Origin of the sequence: Brevundimonas sp. NIBR11, assembly GCF_027912535.1 — a bacterium.
Lineage (GTDB): Bacteria > Pseudomonadota > Alphaproteobacteria > Caulobacterales > Caulobacteraceae > Brevundimonas.
On sequence record NZ_CP115465.1, the window covers coordinates 790851 to 810077 of the forward strand.

Below are 19227 nucleotides of genomic sequence, written 5' to 3' on the forward strand. Positions count from 1 at the left end.
CATGACGCGTGTCGGGGGACACATCTTCAAGCGGCGATCGGGGATGACCCTGGTCGAGATCCTGGTGGTGCTGGCCATCGTCGGGGTGATGGCGGGCGTTGTGACGCTCGGCGTCGGCGCGGCGGATCGCGGCATGGGCGTCGAGACCGAGGCCAACCGACTGGCCGACCGGCTGAGGCTCGCGGCCGACGACGTCTTGGTGACGCGCCGACCCCTGAGCCTGTCGTTCGACGGCGAGGGCTATGTCTTCACACGCGGCGATGAGGCGGCGACCGGCGTGGTCGATGCGCTGGGCGAGCGGCATACGCTGCCGGCCGGCGTCCGCCTCATCGGGCTGGGCGTCGCCTCGCCGTTGGCGATCGACCCGGACGGCGCCCAGCCGGTCGCGGCCTTCGGCCTGGCCAAGGGCGACCGTCGCTGGCGCGTGACCTTCGACGGGCTGAACGCCCTGGTCGAGCCGGTGACCGAGGGGATCCCGAGGTGAGGGCGGGCTACTCCCTGATGGAGGCGCTGGTCGCCCTGTTCATCCTGGCCATCGCCACGGTCGGTCTGACGCGCGCGACCCAGGCCCATGTCGACGGCGTGCGCGGACTGGAACAGCGGGTCGTGGCCCAGTGGGTGGCCGAAAACCGGCTGGTCGAACTCAATCTGGAAGGCCCGGTGCAGACGCCGGACGTCTCCGTCGTCCGCATGATGGATCGCGACTGGGACGTGCGGGTCCAGCGGCGCAACACCGACGATCCGGATCTGGTCGCCGTGGACGTCGCCGTGTCGCCGGCCGGCGGTCGCGAGGCGGTGCGTCTGTCGGGCTTCGTCGATCGGGGAGCGAACGCATGACCCCCGAACGCAGGGACGAGATCGCGGTGAGGGTCGTCAGCGTCGTGGTGGTCGGATCGTTGGCTCTGGCGCTGGCCGGACTGACGTGGCGACTGACGGGTTGGGACGACGGACGACACGAAGTCGCCGTGGCGAACAGCCTGCCGCCGCTCGGCGCGGCCGCCGCGCCCGGGGCGGATGCCGATGTCGCCCGTATCGTGTCGCTGGCGCCGTTCGGCGGGGCGACGGCGTCGGTCGGCGGCCTGCCAGCATCGACTCTGGGGCTCGTCCTGAAGGGAATCATCTCGGCCTACCCGCCCAGCGCTTCGACCGCCCTGATCTCGGTCGGCGACGGACCTGCGACCATCTATGGCGTCGGACAGACCCCGGTCGGAGACGCGGTGATCGAACAGATCGAGGTCGACCATGTCATCCTGACCTCGGGCGGGACGCGCCAGCGCCTGGACTTCCCCATGCCCGTCGTCGCCGATCCGGCCGCCGTGGCCGCGCCGACCACGCCGGGCGCCGGGATCACGGTGACGCCCGCGGCTCCGACCGCTATGCCGTCGCCAGTGTATCCCGCTCCGGCCGCCGGCGTCGCTCCTGCAAGTCAGCGCGGGGCCGCCGCCGCTCCCGCCGCCAATGTCGCGGCCGCCGCCGTCGGCGCGGGCGTCACCGCCACTGCTTCCGGCTATCGCATCGGCCCCAACCCCTCCGCCGAGATCCGCCGCTTCGGCCTCCAGCCGGGCGATGTGATCGAGACCCTGAATGGCGAGGCGGTCGGCGACGCGGGTCTGGACGCCGCCCTCATCGAACGCGCCCGCGCCGCGGGTCAGGCGCGCGTCGTCATTCTTCGGGAAGGCCGCCGCCTGACCGTCAACCTCCCTCTCGCCAGGAGCCCGGCGTGAAGAAATTCCTCCGCCTGACCACCACCAGCGTCCTGGCCCTCGGCCTCGCCGCCGGCCCCGTGGGGTCCGCCTCGTTCGCCCAGACCGTCGCCCCGCCGCCCGCCGCCATGCAGGACGTGGTGATCAACATGCGCGGCGCCGACATCAAGGACGTGGCCGAACAGGTCAGCCGCATCACCGGCCGCACCCTGGTGCTCGATCCGCAGGTGCAGGGTCAGGTCAATGTGGTCTCGGCCGAGCCCTTGAGCCGTAACGGGGTGTGGGAGCTGTTCCTGTCGGTGCTGCGGACCTCGGGCTTCGCGGCCGTGCGCAGCGGCAATGTCTGGCGCGTCGTGCCCCAGGCGACGGTGGTCCAGAGCGGGGCGTCCGAGACCGGCGCCGCCAGCTCGAACCAGCAGATCGTGACCCGCCTGGTCCGCTTGCGGAACCTGCCCTCGGATCAAGCCGTCCGCGCCCTGCGTCCGCTGGTGTCGTCGTTCGGCGCCATCGAGGCCCTGACCGAGCCGAACGCCGTGGTCGTCACCGACTACGCCGAGAACATCCGCCGTGTTCAGCAGCTGGCCGCGTCGCTGGACCAAGGCGGCGGGACCTCGTTCGACAGCATCGCCCTGCGTCACGCCTCGGCGACCGAGGTCGCGGCCTCGGTCAGCGCCTTGCTGGGCTCCGAAGCCGGCGGCCCGCGCGTGACGGCGGACGAGCGCTCCAACGTCCTTCTGATCCGGGGCGACGCCGCCGACCTGGCCCAGGCCCGGTCGATCGTTCAGGCGCTGGATACGCCGGGCGGAGCGACGCCGGTGACACGGGTCGTGCGCCTGAGGAACTCCGACGCCGAATCTATCACCGAGATCGTGCGCGGCCTGCTGGGCGGCGAGCCCTCGGCGACCAACCCCGTGGCCCGTTCGCTGCGCAGCACGACGGGTCTGGCCAGCCTCAGCGCCTCCAACCGCGATACGGCGGGCCAGACGGCCGCCGCCCTGACCTCGGGCGAAGCAGGCGCGACGGCCGTCGCCGGATCCACCCCCGCCGCTCGACCCGACGGCTTCACCCTGGACGGGGTGACGGTCCAGGCCTCCCCGGAACTCAACGCCGTGGTCATGCGCGGCCCGCCCGCCAAGGTCGCCATGCTGGAAGAGGTCATCGACCAGCTCGACCTGCGTCGCGCCCAGGTGAAGATCGAGGTCGCCATCGTCGAGATCACCGGCGAACTCGGCGAACAGATCGGCGTGCAACTGGGCCTAGGCGGCGCTGTTCCGGCCGACGGGGTCGTCGGCGGCACCGGCTTCTCCAATGCGGGTTCGGACCTCGGCACTGTCCTGAGCGCGCTCGGCTACCCGGCCGGACGTCTACTCGGCGCCGGCCTGTCGCTGGCGGCGGGGTCGGAGGGCGATTTCGGCCTTTTGCTCCAGGCCGTGGGCACCAACAGCGCCGCCAACCTGCTGTCCTCGCCCTCGATCACGGTGTTGGATAACGAGGCCGCCGAGATCGTGGTCGGCCAGAACGTGCCGTTCCGGACCGGCAGCTTCGCCACAGACGGCAACTCCACCAACCCTTTCACGACGATCAGTCGCGAGGATGTCGGCCTGACCCTGCGCGTCGTACCGCGCGTGCATGAGGGTGGCGTGGTGCGTCTGGAAGTGGCCCAGGAGATTTCGTCACTCGTCCCGACCACCGTCATCGGCGCCGCCGACCTGATCACGAACCGCCGCAGCCTTCAGACCTCGGCCTTGGCCGATGACGGCGAAACCATCGTGCTCGGCGGTCTCGTCACCGACGATCGCAACAGCACCAACAGCCGCGTGCCGGGTCTCGGCAGCCTTCCGGTCATCGGTAACGCCTTCCGCTCGCGCCGCGACAGCCAGACGCGCCGGACCCTTTTCATCTTCCTCAAGCCGACGATCCTGCGCGACAGCGCGGCGACGGCCGCCGATGCCCAGCAAGCTTACGACCGGCTGCGCTCCTCGGAGCCGGCCCGGTTCGACCCGACCCGGCCCGAACCCATCGCCCGCGATCCCCGCCTCCAGCCCGAGGTGGACGAGGTCTTCTAGCTGCGTCGCTCGTCAAATGTGGGGATGACCAGTTCTGGGTCGGCTTCTGCGCCCTCGGGCGGCCGGGCGACCGGCTGGCGCTGGTCGGTGATCCGCAAGACAGGCGGCGCGATCCGCGCCCGCGCCTCCGCTCGGCGATAGACGGTCTGGCCGCCGAACAGGGCCGCAGCCCCTGCCAGTGCGCCGCCGAAGAAGAGCAGGAGGCCCGCGAAGGCACCGTCCCACCAGCGGTGCTTGCCGTAGACGGCCGTCGCGGCGGCGACGGCGGCGGGCACTGGCGGACGCGCCGTCACCGGCTCGGCCAGGGTCATCAGCGTCCCGCCCCGCGCCATTAGCATAGGTACGTTCGCACGCGGCACGACGGCATAGGCGCCCGCGCCGGTCCGCATCAGGGCTATGTCCTGATCCAGCAGGGCCGCGCCGAAATCCTTCAGCAAGGCGTCGGACGAATACCAGCCGTCGGCGCGGAAGCTGACGATCCCGCCGTCCACCGCCGGATCGACGGTCAACTCATAGGCCAGAGCCCCGCCGACCACGTCCTGGGCCGCCTCGGCGACGGGGGTGTCGGTGAAGCTGAAGACGTAGAACTGCAGCGGCTCGGCTGCGACCGGGACCGGCGCGGTCGCAGGCGCCTGCGCCACGACGGGCGAGGCCAGCAGGGCAAATGCGAACAGTGCAGGGCGCAGGAAACGCATCACAGGTCTCAATACCACGGCGTCGTCATGCGCGCCCAAGACGACAGGACGATGAAATCGCGGCCTGTGTCGGCTAGAGTGCTCCCACGCAGGGCGGCCCGCCCGATTCAGGAGACCGACGTGGTCCAGGTTCCCGGCGCCGCCCGACGCGCCGCCGCTTTCCGCCGCATGCGCGACGCCCGCTCCAGCGAGGTGGCGGAGGACTATGTCGAACTGGTCGGCGACCTGATCGCGGAGACGGGCTCGGCGCGGCTGACGGATCTGGCCGACTGCCTTGGCGTCGCCCCGGCCACGGCGGCCAAGGCCCTGCAGCGGCTGCAACGGGACGGGCTGGTCGAGACCCGGCCCTATCGCTCCATCACCCTGACCCCGGCGGGGGAGGCGATCGCCGCCGCCTCGCGCGAACGGCATCGGATCGTACATGAGTTCCTGATCGCGCTGGGCGTCAGCGAAGAGACGGCCGAGGGCGACACCGAGGGCATCGAGCACCACGTCAGCCCCGAGACCCTGACCCTGTTCGAAGCCATGACGAAACGGCTTAACACGGGCGGCTGAATTCGCTCGCATCCTGCGACAATCTAGCGTGTATAGCGATTCAGCCTTAGCTGAATTCTCGGCGGGCAGAGGATCGCGATGACCGACGCCGACCAAGCCCGCTCCCTGCCCGAGGCGCACCGGACCATCCCGGTCTGGCAGTCGGGCGGCGTGGCGCGCCCGTGGTGGAGACGGATGCTGGCCTTCTCCGGCCCCGGCTTCCTGGTCGCCGTCGGCTATATGGACCCCGGCAACTGGGGCACCGATCTCGCGGGCGGAAGCCGGTTCGGCTACGCCCTGCTGTGGGTCATCCTGGCCTCCAATCTGATGGCCATCTTCCTTCAGGTCCTGTGCGCTCGGCTCGGCCTTGTCCGGGGGCAGGACCTGGCTCAGGCCTGCCGCGACACCTATTCCAAACCGACCTCCATCGCGCTTTGGCTGCTGTGCGAGATCGCCATCATCGCCTGTGATCTGGCCGAGCTGGTGGGAGCGGCGGTGGCGCTGAACCTGCTGTTCGGCATTCCGCTGGTCTGGGGCGTGTTGATCACCGGATTCGACGTCCTGTTCCTGCTGATGCTGGTCAACGTCGGCTTCCGCTGGCTGGAGGCCATCGTCATCGCCCTGGTGACGACCATCGGCGCCTGTTTCGCCTATTCGATCTTCCTGGCTCAACCCGACTGGGCGGCGGCGGCGCAGGGAGCCTTCGTGCCGAGCCTGCCGGGAGGAGGGGCGCTCCTGATCTCGCTGGGCATCCTCGGTGCGACCGTGATGCCGCATAACCTCTATCTGCATTCCTCCATCGTGCAGACGCGCGCGCATGGGCGGGGCCTGACCGACCTGAAGGCCGCCATCGGCCACAACACGGTCGACACCATCGTGGCCCTGGGCGCGGCCTTCTTCGTCAATGCGTCCATCCTCGTCCTGGCCGCGGCCGTCTTCCAGAAGGCCGGGATCCAGGTCGACGACCTGCGTCAGGCGCACGAGCTCCTGACCCCGGCGCTTGGCGGCGCGGCGGCCACGGCCTTTGCGATCGCCTTGCTGTGCTCGGGCCAGTCCTCGACGATCACGGGGACCCTGGCCGGCCAGATCGTCATGGAGGGCTTCCTCCGCATCCGCATCACGCCTTGGGTCCGGCGACTGATCACACGATGCATCGCCATCGTCCCGGCCCTGATGATCGTCTCGGCGACAGGGGGGCGCGATACGGTCCAGCTGCTGGTCGTCAGCCAGGTCGTCCTGTCCATGCAGCTCCCGTTCGCCATCTTCCCCCTGATGATGCTGACGTCGGACAAGGCGAAGATGGGCGCGTTCGCCAACGGGCCGGTCGTCAAGATCGTCGGCTATTCGATCTGCGCGGTGATCGCGGCGCTAAACGTCTATCTGCTGTGGAGCGTCATTGGGCCGTTGTGGCTGGGCCTGCTGGTCGCGGTCATGGTCGGCTTCGCGGCCTGGGTCCGGTTCGGCTATCGCGCGCCCGCTATTTGACGAAGGCCGACGGCCGGATGGCGCCCGTATCGAGATCGATGCGGAAGCTCATGCCCTGAAAGCTGTCGGCGATGGCCACGCCGTCCTCGACCCGCAGGGCCACGAACGCGTCCTGACCCTCGCCTTTCGGCGGATGCGCGATCCAGCGACGACGGCCGGACGAGTGCAATCGCGCGACCGTTCCACGCTCGGCCTCGGGCGCGGACAGGCCGTGCAGGATCAGGCGGTCGCCGCCGGGCAGGTCGATGCGCGTCATGGCAGGGGAATGGGGTCGGAGAAGCTCTCGGCCGGGATCAGTTCCAGCAACTGCACCTGTCGCCCGCCGCCGGGCTGATCGAAGGCCGGGGCCGCGATGCCGATCTTCATCAGGGTCCCGGCGGGCACGGTCACCACTGAATAGAATTCGGCCGTGTTCTGGGGCGGCAGGGCCATCTCGGCCTTCACCGCTGCGGAGGAGGCGGGTAGGGTCGCCGACATCCAGGCCCCCAGCCGGTTCGCTCCGCCGCCATAGGCCCGATACAGGGTCATGACGCGGTCGCTGCGGATTTCATCGACCGGCCCGGCCCAGGCCTCGACCACCACGGCGGGCGCTGCGACGCCATAAACGGACGGGGCGGCGGCGGGCGTCGCGCACCCGGCCAGACCCAGCGTCAGGGCCGCCATCCCCAGCATCACCGGCGTCAGCAGCCAGTGCCAAATGCGTGTCTTCGTCATGGTCGCCCCCCCGGTCCCGAGGGAGACGCTACACCCGCGTCGTCGCCGCCGCCTAGTAGACGTCGCGGCGGTAGCGGCCGGCCTCGACGAGGTCGCGCAGCGCCTCGGCGCCCAGCACGGTCTCGAGCGCCGCGTTCACCCCGCCCGCCATGCCTTCCAGACTGCCGCAGACGTAGATGGCCGCGCCCCTCGCCACCCAGTCGCGGACCGTCTCCGCCTCGGCCGCGATCACGGCCTGAACGTAGCGACCGTCGTCCGCGTCGCGCGAGAAGGTCCGGTCCAACCGGGTCAAAGTCCCGTCCGCCAGCCACCCCTGCAGCTCGGCGTCATGGAAGCTGTCGTGGGCCGAGGTCCGCTCGCCGAACATCAGCCAGGCCCCGCCGGCCGCGCCGACCCGCGCCTTCAGATGCGACCTCAGGCCGGCGATGCCCGTGCCGTTGCCGATCAGGATCATCGGCGTCGCGGCGTCCGGGCCATGGAAGGCGCGGTTGGCGCGCAGCCGCATCGGCGCGATCTCCCCGACCTGCAACGTCTGGGTCAGCCATCCGGACGCCAGCCCGGGCCTCCCGTCCGGCCGCTTCATCTGCCGGATCAGGAACTCGGCCCGGCCATCGGCGGGCAGGGAGGCGACGGAATATTCGCGGTGCGCCAGACCGCCCTCGGGCGACGGCACGCCGACCTCGGCGATATCTCCGGCCGTCCATTGCAGTACGCCGTCCACCGGTTCGAACGCCAGATGCCAGGCGCCCTCGCCGGGGCTGCCGGGGTTCAGCAGGCGACGCTCGACCAGACGCCAGTCGCCATAGGCCGGCGGGGCCCAGTCCGGCGCGGCGACCGACCCGGTCAGCCGGCGGAGTTCGCCCTGCCAGTGGCGGACGGCGGCGGCGTCGCCGTTGTCCACCTCGACCGCATCGAACAGCGCTGTCGCCCCCGCCGACTTCAGCCAGCAGTCCAGCGCCCGCCCGAAACCGCAGAACTCCGCATAGGTCCGATCGCCCAGAGACAGCAGGCCGTAGCTCACGCCGGACAGATCCGCCTGCCCCGTCATCACCTTGCGCACAAAGCCCGAGGCGCTGTCGGGCGCATCGCCCTCGCCGGTGGTCGAGGCGATGAACAGGACGCGGGCGGCCGTGGTCAGGTCGTGGGGCTCGAGCTCGGCGAACGACCTCACCTGGACGGACTGTCCGGCGTCGGCGAAGGCGCTGGCGGTCATCTGTGCCAGTTCGTCGCCGAAGCCGGTCTGGCTGGCGACGGCGATCAGGGTCGCGCCGGGCTGCGCAGCCACAGTAGGCCTGGCGCGAAACCGCCAGACCGTCCAGCCGGTGAAGACCAGCCAGAGGACCACCGTCAGGGCCGCCCAGGCCAACCGGACGGGATCGTCGATCAAGCGTCCTCGTCCATCATGGCCAGGAAGGCGGGGGTCAGGCGCTCGATCACGCCCTCCGGAGTGCGCGCGACGATCTGCGCGGCCAGACCATAGGCCTCGGCCAGACCCGCGCCCTCGTCCACGCCCAGAACGGTCAGGGCGCTGGCCCAGGCGTCGGCCATCATCGTGCTGGCGTGGAAGACGGTGACGGAGGTCACGCCATTGTCGATCGGTCGACCGGTCCGGCCGTCGATGGTGTGCGGATAGAGGCGGCCCTCGTGCTCGAAGGCGCGGCGCCAGTCGCCGGACGTCGCGACCGCGATATCCACAAGCGCGGCGACCGTGCGGGTCGAGGGCGCGCCGGGCGGTTCCTCCAGACCGATCCACCAGGGCTGGCCGTCCGGCTTCACGCCCCGGCCGCGCATCTCGCCGCCGATCTCGACCAGATGGGACGTTGCGCCGAGCCGGGTCAGGGCCTCAGACACCCGGTCCACCGCGTAACCTTTGGCTATGCCGGAGAAGTCCAGCTTCATCCCGCCCGGCTGCAGGGCCCCGCGCGCGTCGCTGTTCATCCTCAGCTTCTGCCAGCCGCTGACGGACAGGGCCGCGGCGATATCCTCGTCGGAGGGGATGGGCGAACCGATCCGCGGTCCCGGCGGGCCGAAGCCCCAGAGATCGACCAGGGCGCCCAGCGTCGGGTCGACGGCGCCGTCCGTGTCGTCGGCCAGGTTCATCGACGCCTCGAGCACGCTCCAGAACGTCTGCGACAAAGCCCAGACGCCTTGGGGTGCGGCGTTGAAGCGGGAGATTTCGCTGGTCCGCTCCCACGGGCTGAAGACGGCGATCACCGCCTTCAACTCGGCCTCGACGGCGGCGTTCAGGATGGCGTCGCCGACCTCGGCCGGGGCGACGGCTCGCACCGACCAGGTCGTGCCCATGCTCTCGCCATCCAGCCGCCGGACGACGTCGCCGGGCGGCCGGGACGGCGGAGCGTCCATCGGCGGAATCAGGACGCGGTCCGCCGACCGCTCGTCCGCCGGGCGGAGATCGAGCGGCGGCGGCGCGCCGCGCGAGCCTCGCAGGGTCAGGGCAGGACCTGCAGGACGGCGGTGTATTGAGCCGAGTTCGCCGGCGGACCATTGCGGCCGCCGCCGGCCGGCGCCGATGGATCGCGCCACGAGGTGTTGACCCAGTACATGCCCGCTTCCGGCCAGGAGATGGAGACCTTGCCCTCAGCATCCGTCGTCACGGTCTGCTCTTCCGGATTGTCGCGGTACTGCAGGCCGCCGCGCGCCACGATGACGTCGGCGTTGGCGTAAGGAGCTCCGTCGCGAAGGAACTGGAAGGTCCCGGCCTCGCCCGCGACCAGGTCGTTCGGGTGGGTGATGGGGATCATCTCGATGCCCACGCCGGTCGGGGTGAACACGGTCTCGGTCGGATTGCCGAGCGTCACGAAGGTCTCCAGGCGGTTGGCGCTGAAGGCCGAGACGATGTCGGTGGCGCCGGCCGGGATGTTGGCGGCCATTTCGGCCTCAGGCCCCCGCCAGCGGCCCTGTTCGCCGTTCAGCATCCAGGAGGCGTTCATGCCGGCCGAGGCATTGGCGATCTTCCACGTGCCGGGCTTGTTGATCTCGACGTCGAAGGTCGTGCGATAGGCGCCCTGCATCAGATTGGCGGCCGCGCCGGCCGAGCCGTCCGGCGCGGTGATCTGCAGCGACTGCGGGGTCAGACGCAGCGGCGCGTGGTCGGCGATGAAGACGCCGTTCGAGGCGCCGGCGTCGAACGACACCCAGAAGCTGTCGCCCGACAGGACGGTGTGCGACGGCATCAGCCAGCCACGGTGCGCGCTGGCCGACATCGGCGCGGCGACGGCGGCCAGGACCGCCAGGGCAGGGAGGATGTATTTCTTCATGCGACTGATCCTTAGCGGGTCACGGCGACGGTGACGGCGCCCAGTTCGGAGGTTCCGGACGCCGAGGCGGTATTGGCGGCGCCGCCCCAGGTGAAAGGCACGCGGACCAGTTCGCGGCCGCCCTGTTCGCGGGCTGCCTCGACGACGACCTCATACTGGCCGGCGGGCAGGGCGTTCATCCGGGCGACCGGGGCGGTGATGGTGTGGCGGCCCGGCGCGCGCGTGGGTCCGGTCGCGCCCGAGATCGGCAGGGTGGTGGCCCGGCCGCCCTTGCGCCACCAGCTGCGCAGGTCCTTCAGATACTGCTCGCCGGTGCCTTCGCCGCGCGCGGTGTCGCCCGCCTCGTACCACAGGCCGATGGTGTGCATCGGCACATCGTCGGCGGCCCGCTCGATCCACACGGCCACATAGGGGCGGTGGTAGGCGGCCGTGGAAATCGACGGCACGCTGATCGTCACGTTCAGGTCGGCGGCGACGGCCGGGGCGGCGGCCGAGACGGCGCCGGCGGCGAGGATCAGGGCTGTGGGACGCATGGTTCGGAACTCGTCAGTGGATGAAGATGAGGGCGATGATGACGGGGATGGCGATCCCCAGGCCGACCAGCGGCCAGGTGGAGGCGCGGTTCTTCGCGTGCAGCCACAACAGGGTCAGGCCGGTGACCGTGAAGACGATGCAGGCCACGGCGAAGACGTCGATGAACCAGTACCAGACCGGTCCAGTGTCCCGACCCTTGTGCAGATCGTTGATGTAGGCGACCCAGCCCCGCGTCGTGGTCTCTTTCAGCGCCTCGCCCGTGGCCCGGTCGATGGTGACCCAGCCGTCCTTGCCCGGGCCTTTCAGAGCGACATAGACCTCGTCGGCTTCGGTCTCCGTCGGCTTGCCCGCGATGGCGACGTCGAGTTCGGACGAGACCCAGCGGGCGATGGCGTCGGGGACCGGATCGGTCGTCTGGTCGGGGAAGTCGCCGAGCCGCGCCAGCAGGGGCGCGGGCAGGGTGGCGGTCGCTTCCACGGTGTGCGGCTCGGCCTTGATCTGGCCGGCGTGGTTCAGGGTGATGCCGGTGATGGCGAACAGCAGCATCCCGGCCAGCGACAGCCCCGCCGAGATCCAGTGCCAGCGGTGCAGCTCCTTCAGCCAGAAGGCGCGCGCGCCGTTCATCGAACGCGCATTGGGCGCGGCCTTGGCGACAGGTTTTGCAGCGGCGTCGGTCACGCACGGCCTGTGCCAAGTTTGAGAATGATTTGCAAGTGGCGAAGTCCGCCTAGCGCCGTCGCAGTCGCTTGGGCGACAGGGCGAATCCCCGCTGATAGGGTCCCTAAAGCGACGAGGGAGCGTTCGAATGCGGCGTATCGGTGTGGCGGCGGTGATGGCGATCTGTCTGGCGGGGCCGGGCTGGGCGCAGTCCGGTGATCCGGTCGAGGCCGTGGACGTCTTCATCGGTACGGCGGGCAAGGGCCACACCTTCCCCGGCCCTGTCGCCCCCTTTGGCATGGTGCAGCTAAGCCCCGACACCGACTACCGTTACTTCCGGCAGTCCTACGACTGGGCCTCGGGTTATCGCAGCGACGACCCAACCATCATGGGCTTCTCCCACACGCATTTCTCCGGCACCGGCCACTCCGATCTGGGCGACGTCCTCATTACGCCTCAGACGGGCGAGACCATCCGCTGGGACGTCGGCGACGTCGCCACGCCCGGCTCGGGCTATCGCTCCCGCTACGACAAGGCGTCCGAGACCGCCGAGCCCGGCTACTATTCGGTCCAGCTGACCGACACGCCCGTCCGCGCCGAGCTGACCACGGGCGTCCGCACGGGCCTGCATCGCTACACCTTCGCGCAAGGCGAGCGGGCGCGGATCCTGCTCGACCTCCGCAACTCCATCTACGACTACCCGGGCAAGGTCCTGTGGTCGCGCATCCGCGTGCATCCGGACGGCACGGTCACGGGCTTCCGCGAACTGCGCGGCTGGGCGCCAGGGCGTCAGCTCTATTTCGCCATGCGGTTCTCGGCGCCCATCGTCGGCCACGAGATCCAGAACCGCGAGAGCGACATTCCCTATAACGGCTTCCGCCAGCCGGGCCGCGCGCTCGATGACCGGCAACAGGTCCAGGGCCGCGCCCTCGAGGCCGCCTTCGATTTCGGCGAACTGTCAGGCCCGCTGCTGGTCAAGGTCGCCATCTCCTCGGTCGACGAGGCCGGCGCCATCGCCAATCTGGAGTCGGAAGGGCAGGGCTTCGGCTTCGACGCCCAGCGCGCCACGACCCGCGCCGCCTGGAACGAGGCCTTGGGCGCCGTCGACATCGACGCCGAGCCGGAAATGCGGACGACCCTCTACACCGCCCTCTACCACGCCCTGATCGCCCCCTCGGTCCACTCCGATGCGGACGGCCGCTGGCGCGGGCCGGACAATGCGGTGCACAGGTCCGACTTCACCGTCCACTCGACCTTCAGCCTCTGGGACACCTTCCGCGCCGAGCATCCGCTGCTGACCCTTCTCGCCCCGGCAGAGCGCAACGCCGACATGGTCAACTCCCTGATCGCGGCCCAGCAGGTCAGCCCCTATGGCATCCTGCCGGTCTGGTCCTTCCACGGTCAGGAGACCTGGACCATGATCGGCTATCACGCCGTGCCGGTCATCGCCGACGCCTACCTGAAGGGCATCCCCGGCATCGACGGCGAGGCGGCGCTGACCGCCATGGTCGCCTCGGCCACCTACCGGCCCTACGGCGGTCTCGGAGACTATATGGACCTCGGCTACGTCCCCATCGACCGGGAGCCGGAGGCGGCGTCCAAGACCGTCGAATACGCCTATGACGACTGGACCATCGCGCGAATGGCAGAGCGTCTAGGCCGCACAGACGTCGAGACCGAGTTCGACCGCCGCGCCGGCTTCTGGCGCAACACCTGGGATCAGGAGACCCGCTTCGTCCGCGCCCGCCTGGCCGACGGCTCCTTCCGCGAGCCCTTCGACCCGGTCGCGATCAACTATGGCTCGGACTACACCGAGGGCAATGCCTGGCAGTATTCGTGGTTCGTGCCTCAGGACATGGCCGCCCTCGTCGACGTCATGGGCGGAGACGCAGCCACGGTCGCCAAGCTCGACGCCATGTTCGACTACGACAACTCCGGCCTCGACTATTCCCACGCTGAGGACATCGCCGGCCTGATCGGCCAGTACATCCACGGCAACGAGCCCAGCCACCACTCGGCCTACGCCTATGTCTACGCCGGCCAGCCGTGGCGGACGCAGGAGCGGCTGAAGCAGATCGTCGAGAGCCAATACCACTCCCGTCCCGACGGCCTCGCCGGCAACGACGACGTCGGCCAGATGTCGGCCTGGCTGATGTTCACGGCCATGGGCTTCTATCCGGTGACGCCGGGTTCGAACCAGTATGTCATCGGCCGCCCCTTCACCGAGCGCACGACCCTGAACCTGCCGAACGGGAGGAAGTTCACGATCTCCACGGCGGGCCTGCGCGACGCCAACCGCCACATCCAGTCGGTCACCCTGAACGGCCGCCCGCTGGACCGCACCTGGATCACGCACGAGGAGATCACCGCCGGTGGCGAGCTGCACTTCGTCATGGGGGCCCGTCCGAACCGCACCTGGGGCGCGAGCGAGGCGGCGCGGCCGTATTCGATGAGCGCCGTGCAATGACGCGTCCGGCGTGCGAGTGAAGGCGTAGCTGGCGCCATGCTTCTGTTCCTGATCGCCTACCTCGCGGGGGGGCTGACCATCGTCAGCCCCTGCATCCTGCCGGTCCTGCCGTTCGTCTTTGCGCGCGCGGAACAACCCTTCATCAAGAGCGGCCTGCCGCTGCTGATCGGCATGGCCCTGACCTTCGCGGGCGTCGCGACCCTCGCGGCCGTCGGCGGCGGATGGGCGGTGCAGGCCAATGCGGTGGGGCGCTGGATTGCCCTGGCGGTCATGGCGGTGCTGGGGCTGACGCTCGTCTTTCCGTCGCTGGCCGACCGCCTGACCCGGCCGCTGGTCGCCCTCGGCTCGAAGCTCACCGAGCGGGCCAGCGTCGCCCAGGCCGCCGGCCGCTCCTCCATCGGCCACTCTTTCCTGCTTGGCGTGGCGACGGGTCTGCTCTGGGCGCCGTGCGCGGGCCCCATCCTCGGCCTGATCTTGACCGGCGCGGCGCTCCAGGGCGCTTCGGCCAACACGACACTGCTGCTGGTCGCCTATGCGGCGGGGGCGGCGACCTCGCTGGCGTTGGCCCTTCTGGTCGGCGGCAAGGTCTTCCAGACGATGAAGAAGTCGCTGGGCGTTGGCGAATGGGTGCGGAAAAGTCTGGGCGTCCTCGTCCTGATCGGCGTCGCCGCCATCGCCCTCGGCCTCGACACTGGCCTCCTGACCCGCCTGTCGGCCGGCGGCGTCAACAGGATCGAACAGAGCTTGCTGCACCGCGCCGGCGTCGGGAACGCCCCGGCCACCGAACGCGAGGTCGATCTCGCCAACCTGCCCGATTTCGGCCCGGCGCCCGGCTTCGAGGGTGGCGGGACCTGGATCAACTCCACCCCGCTCGACATCGAATCCCTGCGCGGCAAGGTCGTGGTCGTCGACTTCTGGACCTACTCCTGCATCAACTGCGTGCGGACCTTCCCCTACGTCCGCGGCTGGGCCGAGAAGTACGAGGACGCCGGTCTCGTCGTCGTCGGCGTCCATACGCCCGAGTTCGCCTTCGAAAAGGTCGAGGGCAATGTCCGCGACGCCGTGCGCCGCTTCGGCCTGCCGTATCCGGTGGTGATGGACAACGACTTCGCCATCTGGCGCGCCTATTCCAATCGCTACTGGCCCGCCCACTATTTCATCGATGCGCGCGGCCACATCCGCCACGTCCATTTCGGCGAGGGCGATTACGACCAGTCCGAACAGATCATCCGCCAGCTGTTGCGCGAGGCCGGTCGCGATCCCGGCGCCGACATGGCCGCGACCCGCAGCTCCGGCGCCGAGATGGCCGGCGGCGGCGAGGTCGGCTCGCCCGAGACCTATGTCGGCTACGGCCGCACGCGCGGATTCGCCTCGCCCGAGACGCCGCTCCGCGATGCGGTCCAGACCTATTCCATCCCCGCCCTGACGCTGAACCAGTGGGGCTTCTCCGGCGCCTGGACCGTGCGTCCCGAACATGCCGACGCCTCCGCCGGCGGCAAGCTCGGCTTCCGCTTCAAGGCGCGTGACCTGCATCTGGTCATGGCCTCGGCCGAGGGTCGCCCCGTCCGCTTCCGCGTCACCATCGACGGCCGCGCGCCCGGCGCCGACGCCGGGACCGATATCGACGCCACGGGCGCCGGGACCATCGACGGCCAGCGCCTCTACCAGCTGCTGCGCCGGTCGAACGGCTCAGGCGAACACCTGTTCGAGATCGAGTTCCTCGACCCCGGCGCCCAGGTCTTCGCCTTCACCTTCGGATAGGCCTCTAGCCTCAAGACACGGAATCCGGGCACCCCCTCCGCTCACGGCCGCTGAGTCTGCGTCCGGAATGGCGTGGGAGTGTGCGAGTGGCGGGCAGGCGGACGTGGAAGACCTTTCGGGTCGCGGTCCTCTTCGTGGTCCTGGCCGTGGCTGGGGTGCTGGCCGTGCTCGCCGTCGTCGGCTCGGCCATCGATGTCCACCAGCGCGAGAAGGAAGAGACGCTCGTCGAGCTGCGCCTCGCCCGGGCGCTGAAAAGCGTCGGCGAGGATCTGACCGCCAACGCCGTATGGGACGAAGCCGTCATCCGACTGTCCGGTCCCCGCGATCTGGACTGGATCGACCATCACGAAGGCCCTTTCTTCGCCGCCCAGAGCGGACACGTGGCGACCACCGTCTATGACGGCGAAGGCCGCCTGCTGCGCGTCAGCCTGAACGGACAGGCGACCGGCGACGATCCGGCCGAGCCCCACGTCGTCGCCCTCGCGCCCCTGGTCGCCGATGTCCGCGCGATATCCGCCGCGCGCGACCGCACCGCCGTCGCCATGGCGGCCGTGCGCATCGCCACCGGAGTCGTCCAAGTGGGCGGCCGCACCTTCCTCGCCGCCGCCTCGACCGTCGTCCGCCACACCGACGACGGCCCGATCCGCTCCGCCGACCCGGTCGTCGCCTCGATGAAGCCGCTCGAGACCATGATCGCCCCGCTCGGACCGGAGCTCGGCCTGACGGCGGCGATCTACCGCGCGGGCGCCGAGCCCCATCTGCTGGGCCGCCAGACCGCCGTCGCCGTCCATGGGCTGGACGACCGGACGCTGGGCTGGATCGTCTGGACGCCGGAGACGCCGGGAGCGGCCATCCTGCGTCAGGCCGTGCCCCTGATGCTGGCTCTCTTGGCCGCCACCCTGCTGGTTGCGACCCTCCTGTTCCGCCGCGTCGCCGACGACGTCCGCCGCCTCGGCGAGAGCGAACAGGCCCTGGCCGCCGCCCTGCAGAAGGCCGAGGCCGCGAACGCCGCCAAGTCCCGCTTCCTGTCGAACATCAGCCACGAACTGCGCACGCCCCTGAATGGCGTCCTCGGCATGGCCCAGGTCATCGAGCGCGACCTCCTGACCCCGCAGCAGCAGGACCGGATGGTGCTGCTGAAGGAATCCGGCAAGGCGCAGCTGCGGCTGATCGAGAACCTGCTCGTCGCCATGCGGCTCCAGAACGAGGCCGTGACCGTGACGCCCTCGGCCTTCGTCCCCGACCAGATGCTGAAGCGCGCGGCGGCCGACTACCGCGCCACGGCCGCCTCGAAGGGTCTGAAGTTCCGCGTCGAGGCCCGCACCCCTACGCGCCGTCTGGGCGACGAAGAACAGATCGCGCGTTTGATCGAGCCGATCCTCGACAACGCCATCCGCTTCACCTCTTCGGGCTCCGTCACCGTCCGCTCGCGCGAAACAGCCGACGATGTCGTGATCGAGGTCGTCGACACCGGGCCGGGCATGACGTCGGAGGTCATCGACGACCTGTTCACCGCCTTCAGCCAGGGCGACGAGACCTCCACCCGCGCCAAGGACGGGGCGGGTTTGGGCCTGTCGATCAGCCACGGTTTGGCGACGCTGATGGACGGCCGGATCGAGGTCGAGAGCGCGCCGGGCAAGGGCAGCCTGTTCCGTGTGACCCTGCCGCTGCCGGCCGCCGAATAGGCGAATGCTGTCGAACGAATATTTTCATTCGACATCGAAATTCCGCTCTGGTCAGTGGTGGCGGGACTCGCACCCTTGCGAACGCACCTTGGTCTGAAACGGGTGTAGAGTCCTGGATCACCGGTCGCGGAGAGGGCGGCCCCGGGATTTCGTCCGTTTCGTCACGTTTCGTCCCGTTTCGTCATGTTGCTCTCGTCATGACGGACGGACGAAACCCTGAAGCACATTGGCCTCGGTCGACAGGACCAGCCGGTCGATGTCGATCCGCTTCGGCTCGGCGAACATGACGTAGTAATATTTCATCTGCTCGGACCACCAGTAGCCGGGGCAGTTGTCGCCCTGGGTCATCGGCCGGGTCGAGATGTCGCGCAGCGCCGTGTAACCGAACGCCGCCTTCGAGCTCGACTTCATGTTGCGATAGTGGGTCGCGGCGATGACGCGATAGCGGTCGTTCCGGTCGTGCTGCCACAGGTTCAGGCAGGCGTCGGCCACCTCGGGCCGCAGCCCGGTGCGCAGGGTGCGGGGCATGGCGGTGGTGACGTCGGTGGACTCAGGAACGATCAGATACCGCTCCTGCATCGTCTCATAGGTCTTCAGGAAGTCGTCGCCCTCGGCCTTGAACCCGGCCTGGCCGAACAGCCCGGCCAGATAGGCGCCCAGCACCGTCTGCGACGTGCCCGTCACCTCGCCGGTCTGGAAGTCCACCATCGGGAACCACAGCAGGCCCTCGTAGCGCTTGCCCTGATGGTCGATCATGGCCTGCAGGCATTCCTGCGCCGCGACCTTCAGCTCATCGTCGCCGAACAGCTCCCAGGCGTCCCACAGGTATTCGTAGAAGCTGTCGGCATAGACGTCGATCGAGGCGTTGCGGCTGATGAACTGCCCCGTCTCCGCATGGATGTTGGCCGCCATCAGCCCAATGGGCGAGCGCATGTTTAGGGCGTGCATCATCGCCTTCTTGGCGGCGGCGTAGTACCGCTCATCCCCGGTCAGTTCGCCCAGCACCCCGAACTCGGTGATGTAGGTGCCGATCTCCGCGAGGTTGGTCTCGGGATCCCGCACCGCCCCCGTCTTCAGGTTCACATAGCGGTAGGGCAGGCCGTGGGGCGAGGCGTCGAACGCCTTCAGCAGCCGATCCGCCAGATCCTGCGCCTTCTCCAGCAGCACCGGATCCTCGCAGGCCAGGAAGGCCGACAGCAGTCCGCCGACCAGCCGGATATTGGTCTCGAACACCTGGGCGTCGCCGTCGATGTCGAAGTTCAGATTGGCCTTCACCCAGTCGACCCCGGCCTGGAACTCCTCGTCCAGGTCCATGATCCACAGGGTGTCCAGCGCCTCGACCAGCGACAGACCCAGGTCGTGACCCTCGATGAAGAAGGACTGCGACGTCCCCGACACCGGATTGATCTCGTCCTTGCCCCAGGCCTTCTCGACATAGTGGTCCCAGGCCCATTTGAACTCGGCCTTCACATCGGCCCCCAGCGCCGCCCAGTCCTCGGACTTCGCGAGGGCGGGCAGGGGAGCGAGACCGGCGAACAGACCGCCTCCAGCCAGAGCCAGGGCCGAACGACGGTGCAGGGACAGGGTTCTCATCGCCGGGCTCTCCGATTCACCAAGGGGGCATCCTGCCGCCGCCCGGACACCTCTG

General features: G+C 69.6%; 18 protein-coding genes. 9 read left to right on the top strand and 9 right to left on the bottom strand.

Annotation, left to right across the window (positions count from 1 at the left end):
- Position 1: 1 nt before the first annotated feature.
- From O5O43_RS03800 to gspD, 4 genes are read left to right on the top strand one after another with little or no spacing between them, the layout of a single operon-like run.
- Positions 2-484, top strand: a complete 483-nt coding sequence (locus O5O43_RS03800; RefSeq protein ID WP_271085592.1) for a prepilin-type N-terminal cleavage/methylation domain-containing protein — start codon at positions 2-4, stop codon at positions 482-484.
- Positions 481-837 carry a type II secretion system minor pseudopilin GspI gene (gspI, locus tag O5O43_RS03805; protein ID WP_271085593.1) on the top strand — a complete coding sequence of 119 codons (357 nt, stop codon included), beginning with the start codon at positions 481-483 and terminating at the stop codon, positions 835-837. The genes O5O43_RS03800 and gspI overlap by 4 nt, the downstream gene beginning before the upstream one ends.
- Positions 834-1724 (top strand): type II secretion system protein N, encoded by an 891-nt coding sequence (locus tag O5O43_RS03810; protein ID WP_271085594.1) that lies wholly within the window; start codon positions 834-836, stop codon positions 1722-1724. Before gspI ends, O5O43_RS03810 begins: the two co-directional genes overlap by 4 nt.
- Complete coding sequence (gspD, locus tag O5O43_RS03815) at positions 1721-3769, top strand: type II secretion system secretin GspD (RefSeq protein ID WP_271085595.1); 2049 nt, start codon at positions 1721-1723, stop codon at positions 3767-3769. Before O5O43_RS03810 ends, gspD begins: the two co-directional genes overlap by 4 nt.
- On the opposite strand, the gene O5O43_RS03820 is transcribed toward gspD, so the two are convergent.
- A complete protein-coding gene (locus O5O43_RS03820) occupies positions 3766-4464 on the bottom strand; it encodes a hypothetical protein (RefSeq protein WP_271085596.1) in 699 nt (232 codons plus the stop codon). The genes gspD and O5O43_RS03820 overlap by 4 nt on opposite strands.
- 120 nt (positions 4465-4584) lie before the next feature.
- Between O5O43_RS03820 and mntR the strand changes: the two genes are divergently transcribed.
- Together mntR and O5O43_RS03830 are read left to right on the top strand one after the other, a co-directional pair.
- Positions 4585-5019, top strand: a complete 435-nt coding sequence (gene mntR, locus O5O43_RS03825; protein WP_271085597.1) for a manganese-binding transcriptional regulator MntR — start codon at positions 4585-4587, stop codon at positions 5017-5019.
- Positions 5020-5097: 78 nt separating this feature from the next.
- Positions 5098-6483: an Nramp family divalent metal transporter gene (locus tag O5O43_RS03830; RefSeq protein ID WP_271085598.1), complete on the top strand. Its 1386-nt coding sequence runs from the start codon at positions 5098-5100 to the stop codon at positions 6481-6483.
- Here the strand turns inward: O5O43_RS03830 and O5O43_RS03835 are convergent.
- The 7 genes from O5O43_RS03835 to O5O43_RS03865 all read right to left on the bottom strand — a co-directional run bounded on the left by O5O43_RS03835 (position 6476) and on the right by O5O43_RS03865 (position 11687).
- Positions 6476-6739: a hypothetical protein gene (locus tag O5O43_RS03835; protein ID WP_271085599.1), complete on the bottom strand. Its 264-nt coding sequence runs from the start codon at positions 6737-6739 to the stop codon at positions 6476-6478. The two genes, O5O43_RS03830 and O5O43_RS03835, sit on opposite strands and share 8 nt — an antisense overlap.
- Complete coding sequence (locus tag O5O43_RS03840) at positions 6736-7197, bottom strand: glycohydrolase toxin TNT-related protein (protein WP_271085600.1); 462 nt, start codon at positions 7195-7197, stop codon at positions 6736-6738. Before O5O43_RS03840 ends, O5O43_RS03835 begins: the two co-directional genes overlap by 4 nt.
- 52 nt (positions 7198-7249) lie before the next feature.
- A complete protein-coding gene (locus O5O43_RS03845) occupies positions 7250-8584 on the bottom strand; it encodes a sulfite reductase subunit alpha (RefSeq protein ID WP_271085601.1) in 1335 nt (444 codons plus the stop codon).
- Positions 8581-9561, bottom strand: coding sequence for an FAD:protein FMN transferase (locus tag O5O43_RS03850; protein ID WP_271085602.1), 981 nt, complete (start codon positions 9559-9561; stop codon positions 8581-8583). Before O5O43_RS03850 ends, O5O43_RS03845 begins: the two co-directional genes overlap by 4 nt.
- An 86-nt stretch (positions 9562-9647) precedes the next feature.
- Positions 9648-10475: a DUF4198 domain-containing protein gene (locus O5O43_RS03855; RefSeq protein ID WP_271085603.1), complete on the bottom strand. Its 828-nt coding sequence runs from the start codon at positions 10473-10475 to the stop codon at positions 9648-9650.
- An 11-nt stretch (positions 10476-10486) separates the two neighbouring features.
- Complete coding sequence (locus tag O5O43_RS03860) at positions 10487-11008, bottom strand: DUF2271 domain-containing protein (RefSeq protein WP_271085604.1); 522 nt, start codon at positions 11006-11008, stop codon at positions 10487-10489.
- Between the two features lie 13 nt (positions 11009-11021).
- Positions 11022-11687, bottom strand: a complete 666-nt coding sequence (locus tag O5O43_RS03865) for a PepSY-associated TM helix domain-containing protein (RefSeq protein WP_271085605.1) — start codon at positions 11685-11687, stop codon at positions 11022-11024.
- 127 nt (positions 11688-11814) lie between these two features.
- On the opposite strand from O5O43_RS03865, the gene O5O43_RS03870 reads away from it, so the two are divergent.
- The 3 genes from O5O43_RS03870 to O5O43_RS03880 all read left to right on the top strand — a co-directional run bounded on the left by O5O43_RS03870 (position 11815) and on the right by O5O43_RS03880 (position 17579).
- Positions 11815-14133, top strand: coding sequence for a GH92 family glycosyl hydrolase (locus O5O43_RS03870; RefSeq protein WP_271085606.1), 2319 nt, complete (start codon positions 11815-11817; stop codon positions 14131-14133).
- A gap of 36 nt (positions 14134-14169) precedes the next feature.
- On the top strand, positions 14170-15894 hold the full coding sequence (locus O5O43_RS03875; RefSeq protein ID WP_271085607.1) for a cytochrome c biogenesis protein DipZ: 1725 nt from the start codon (positions 14170-14172) through the stop codon (positions 15892-15894).
- An 86-nt stretch (positions 15895-15980) separates the two neighbouring features.
- On the top strand, positions 15981-17579 hold the full coding sequence (locus tag O5O43_RS03880; RefSeq protein WP_271085608.1) for an ATP-binding protein: 1599 nt from the start codon (positions 15981-15983) through the stop codon (positions 17577-17579).
- A gap of 195 nt (positions 17580-17774) precedes the next feature.
- On the opposite strand, the gene O5O43_RS03885 is transcribed toward O5O43_RS03880, so the two are convergent.
- Complete coding sequence (locus tag O5O43_RS03885; RefSeq protein WP_271085609.1) at positions 17775-19172, bottom strand: glycoside hydrolase family 47 protein; 1398 nt, start codon at positions 19170-19172, stop codon at positions 17775-17777.
- Between the last annotated feature and the right edge of the window lie 55 nt (positions 19173-19227).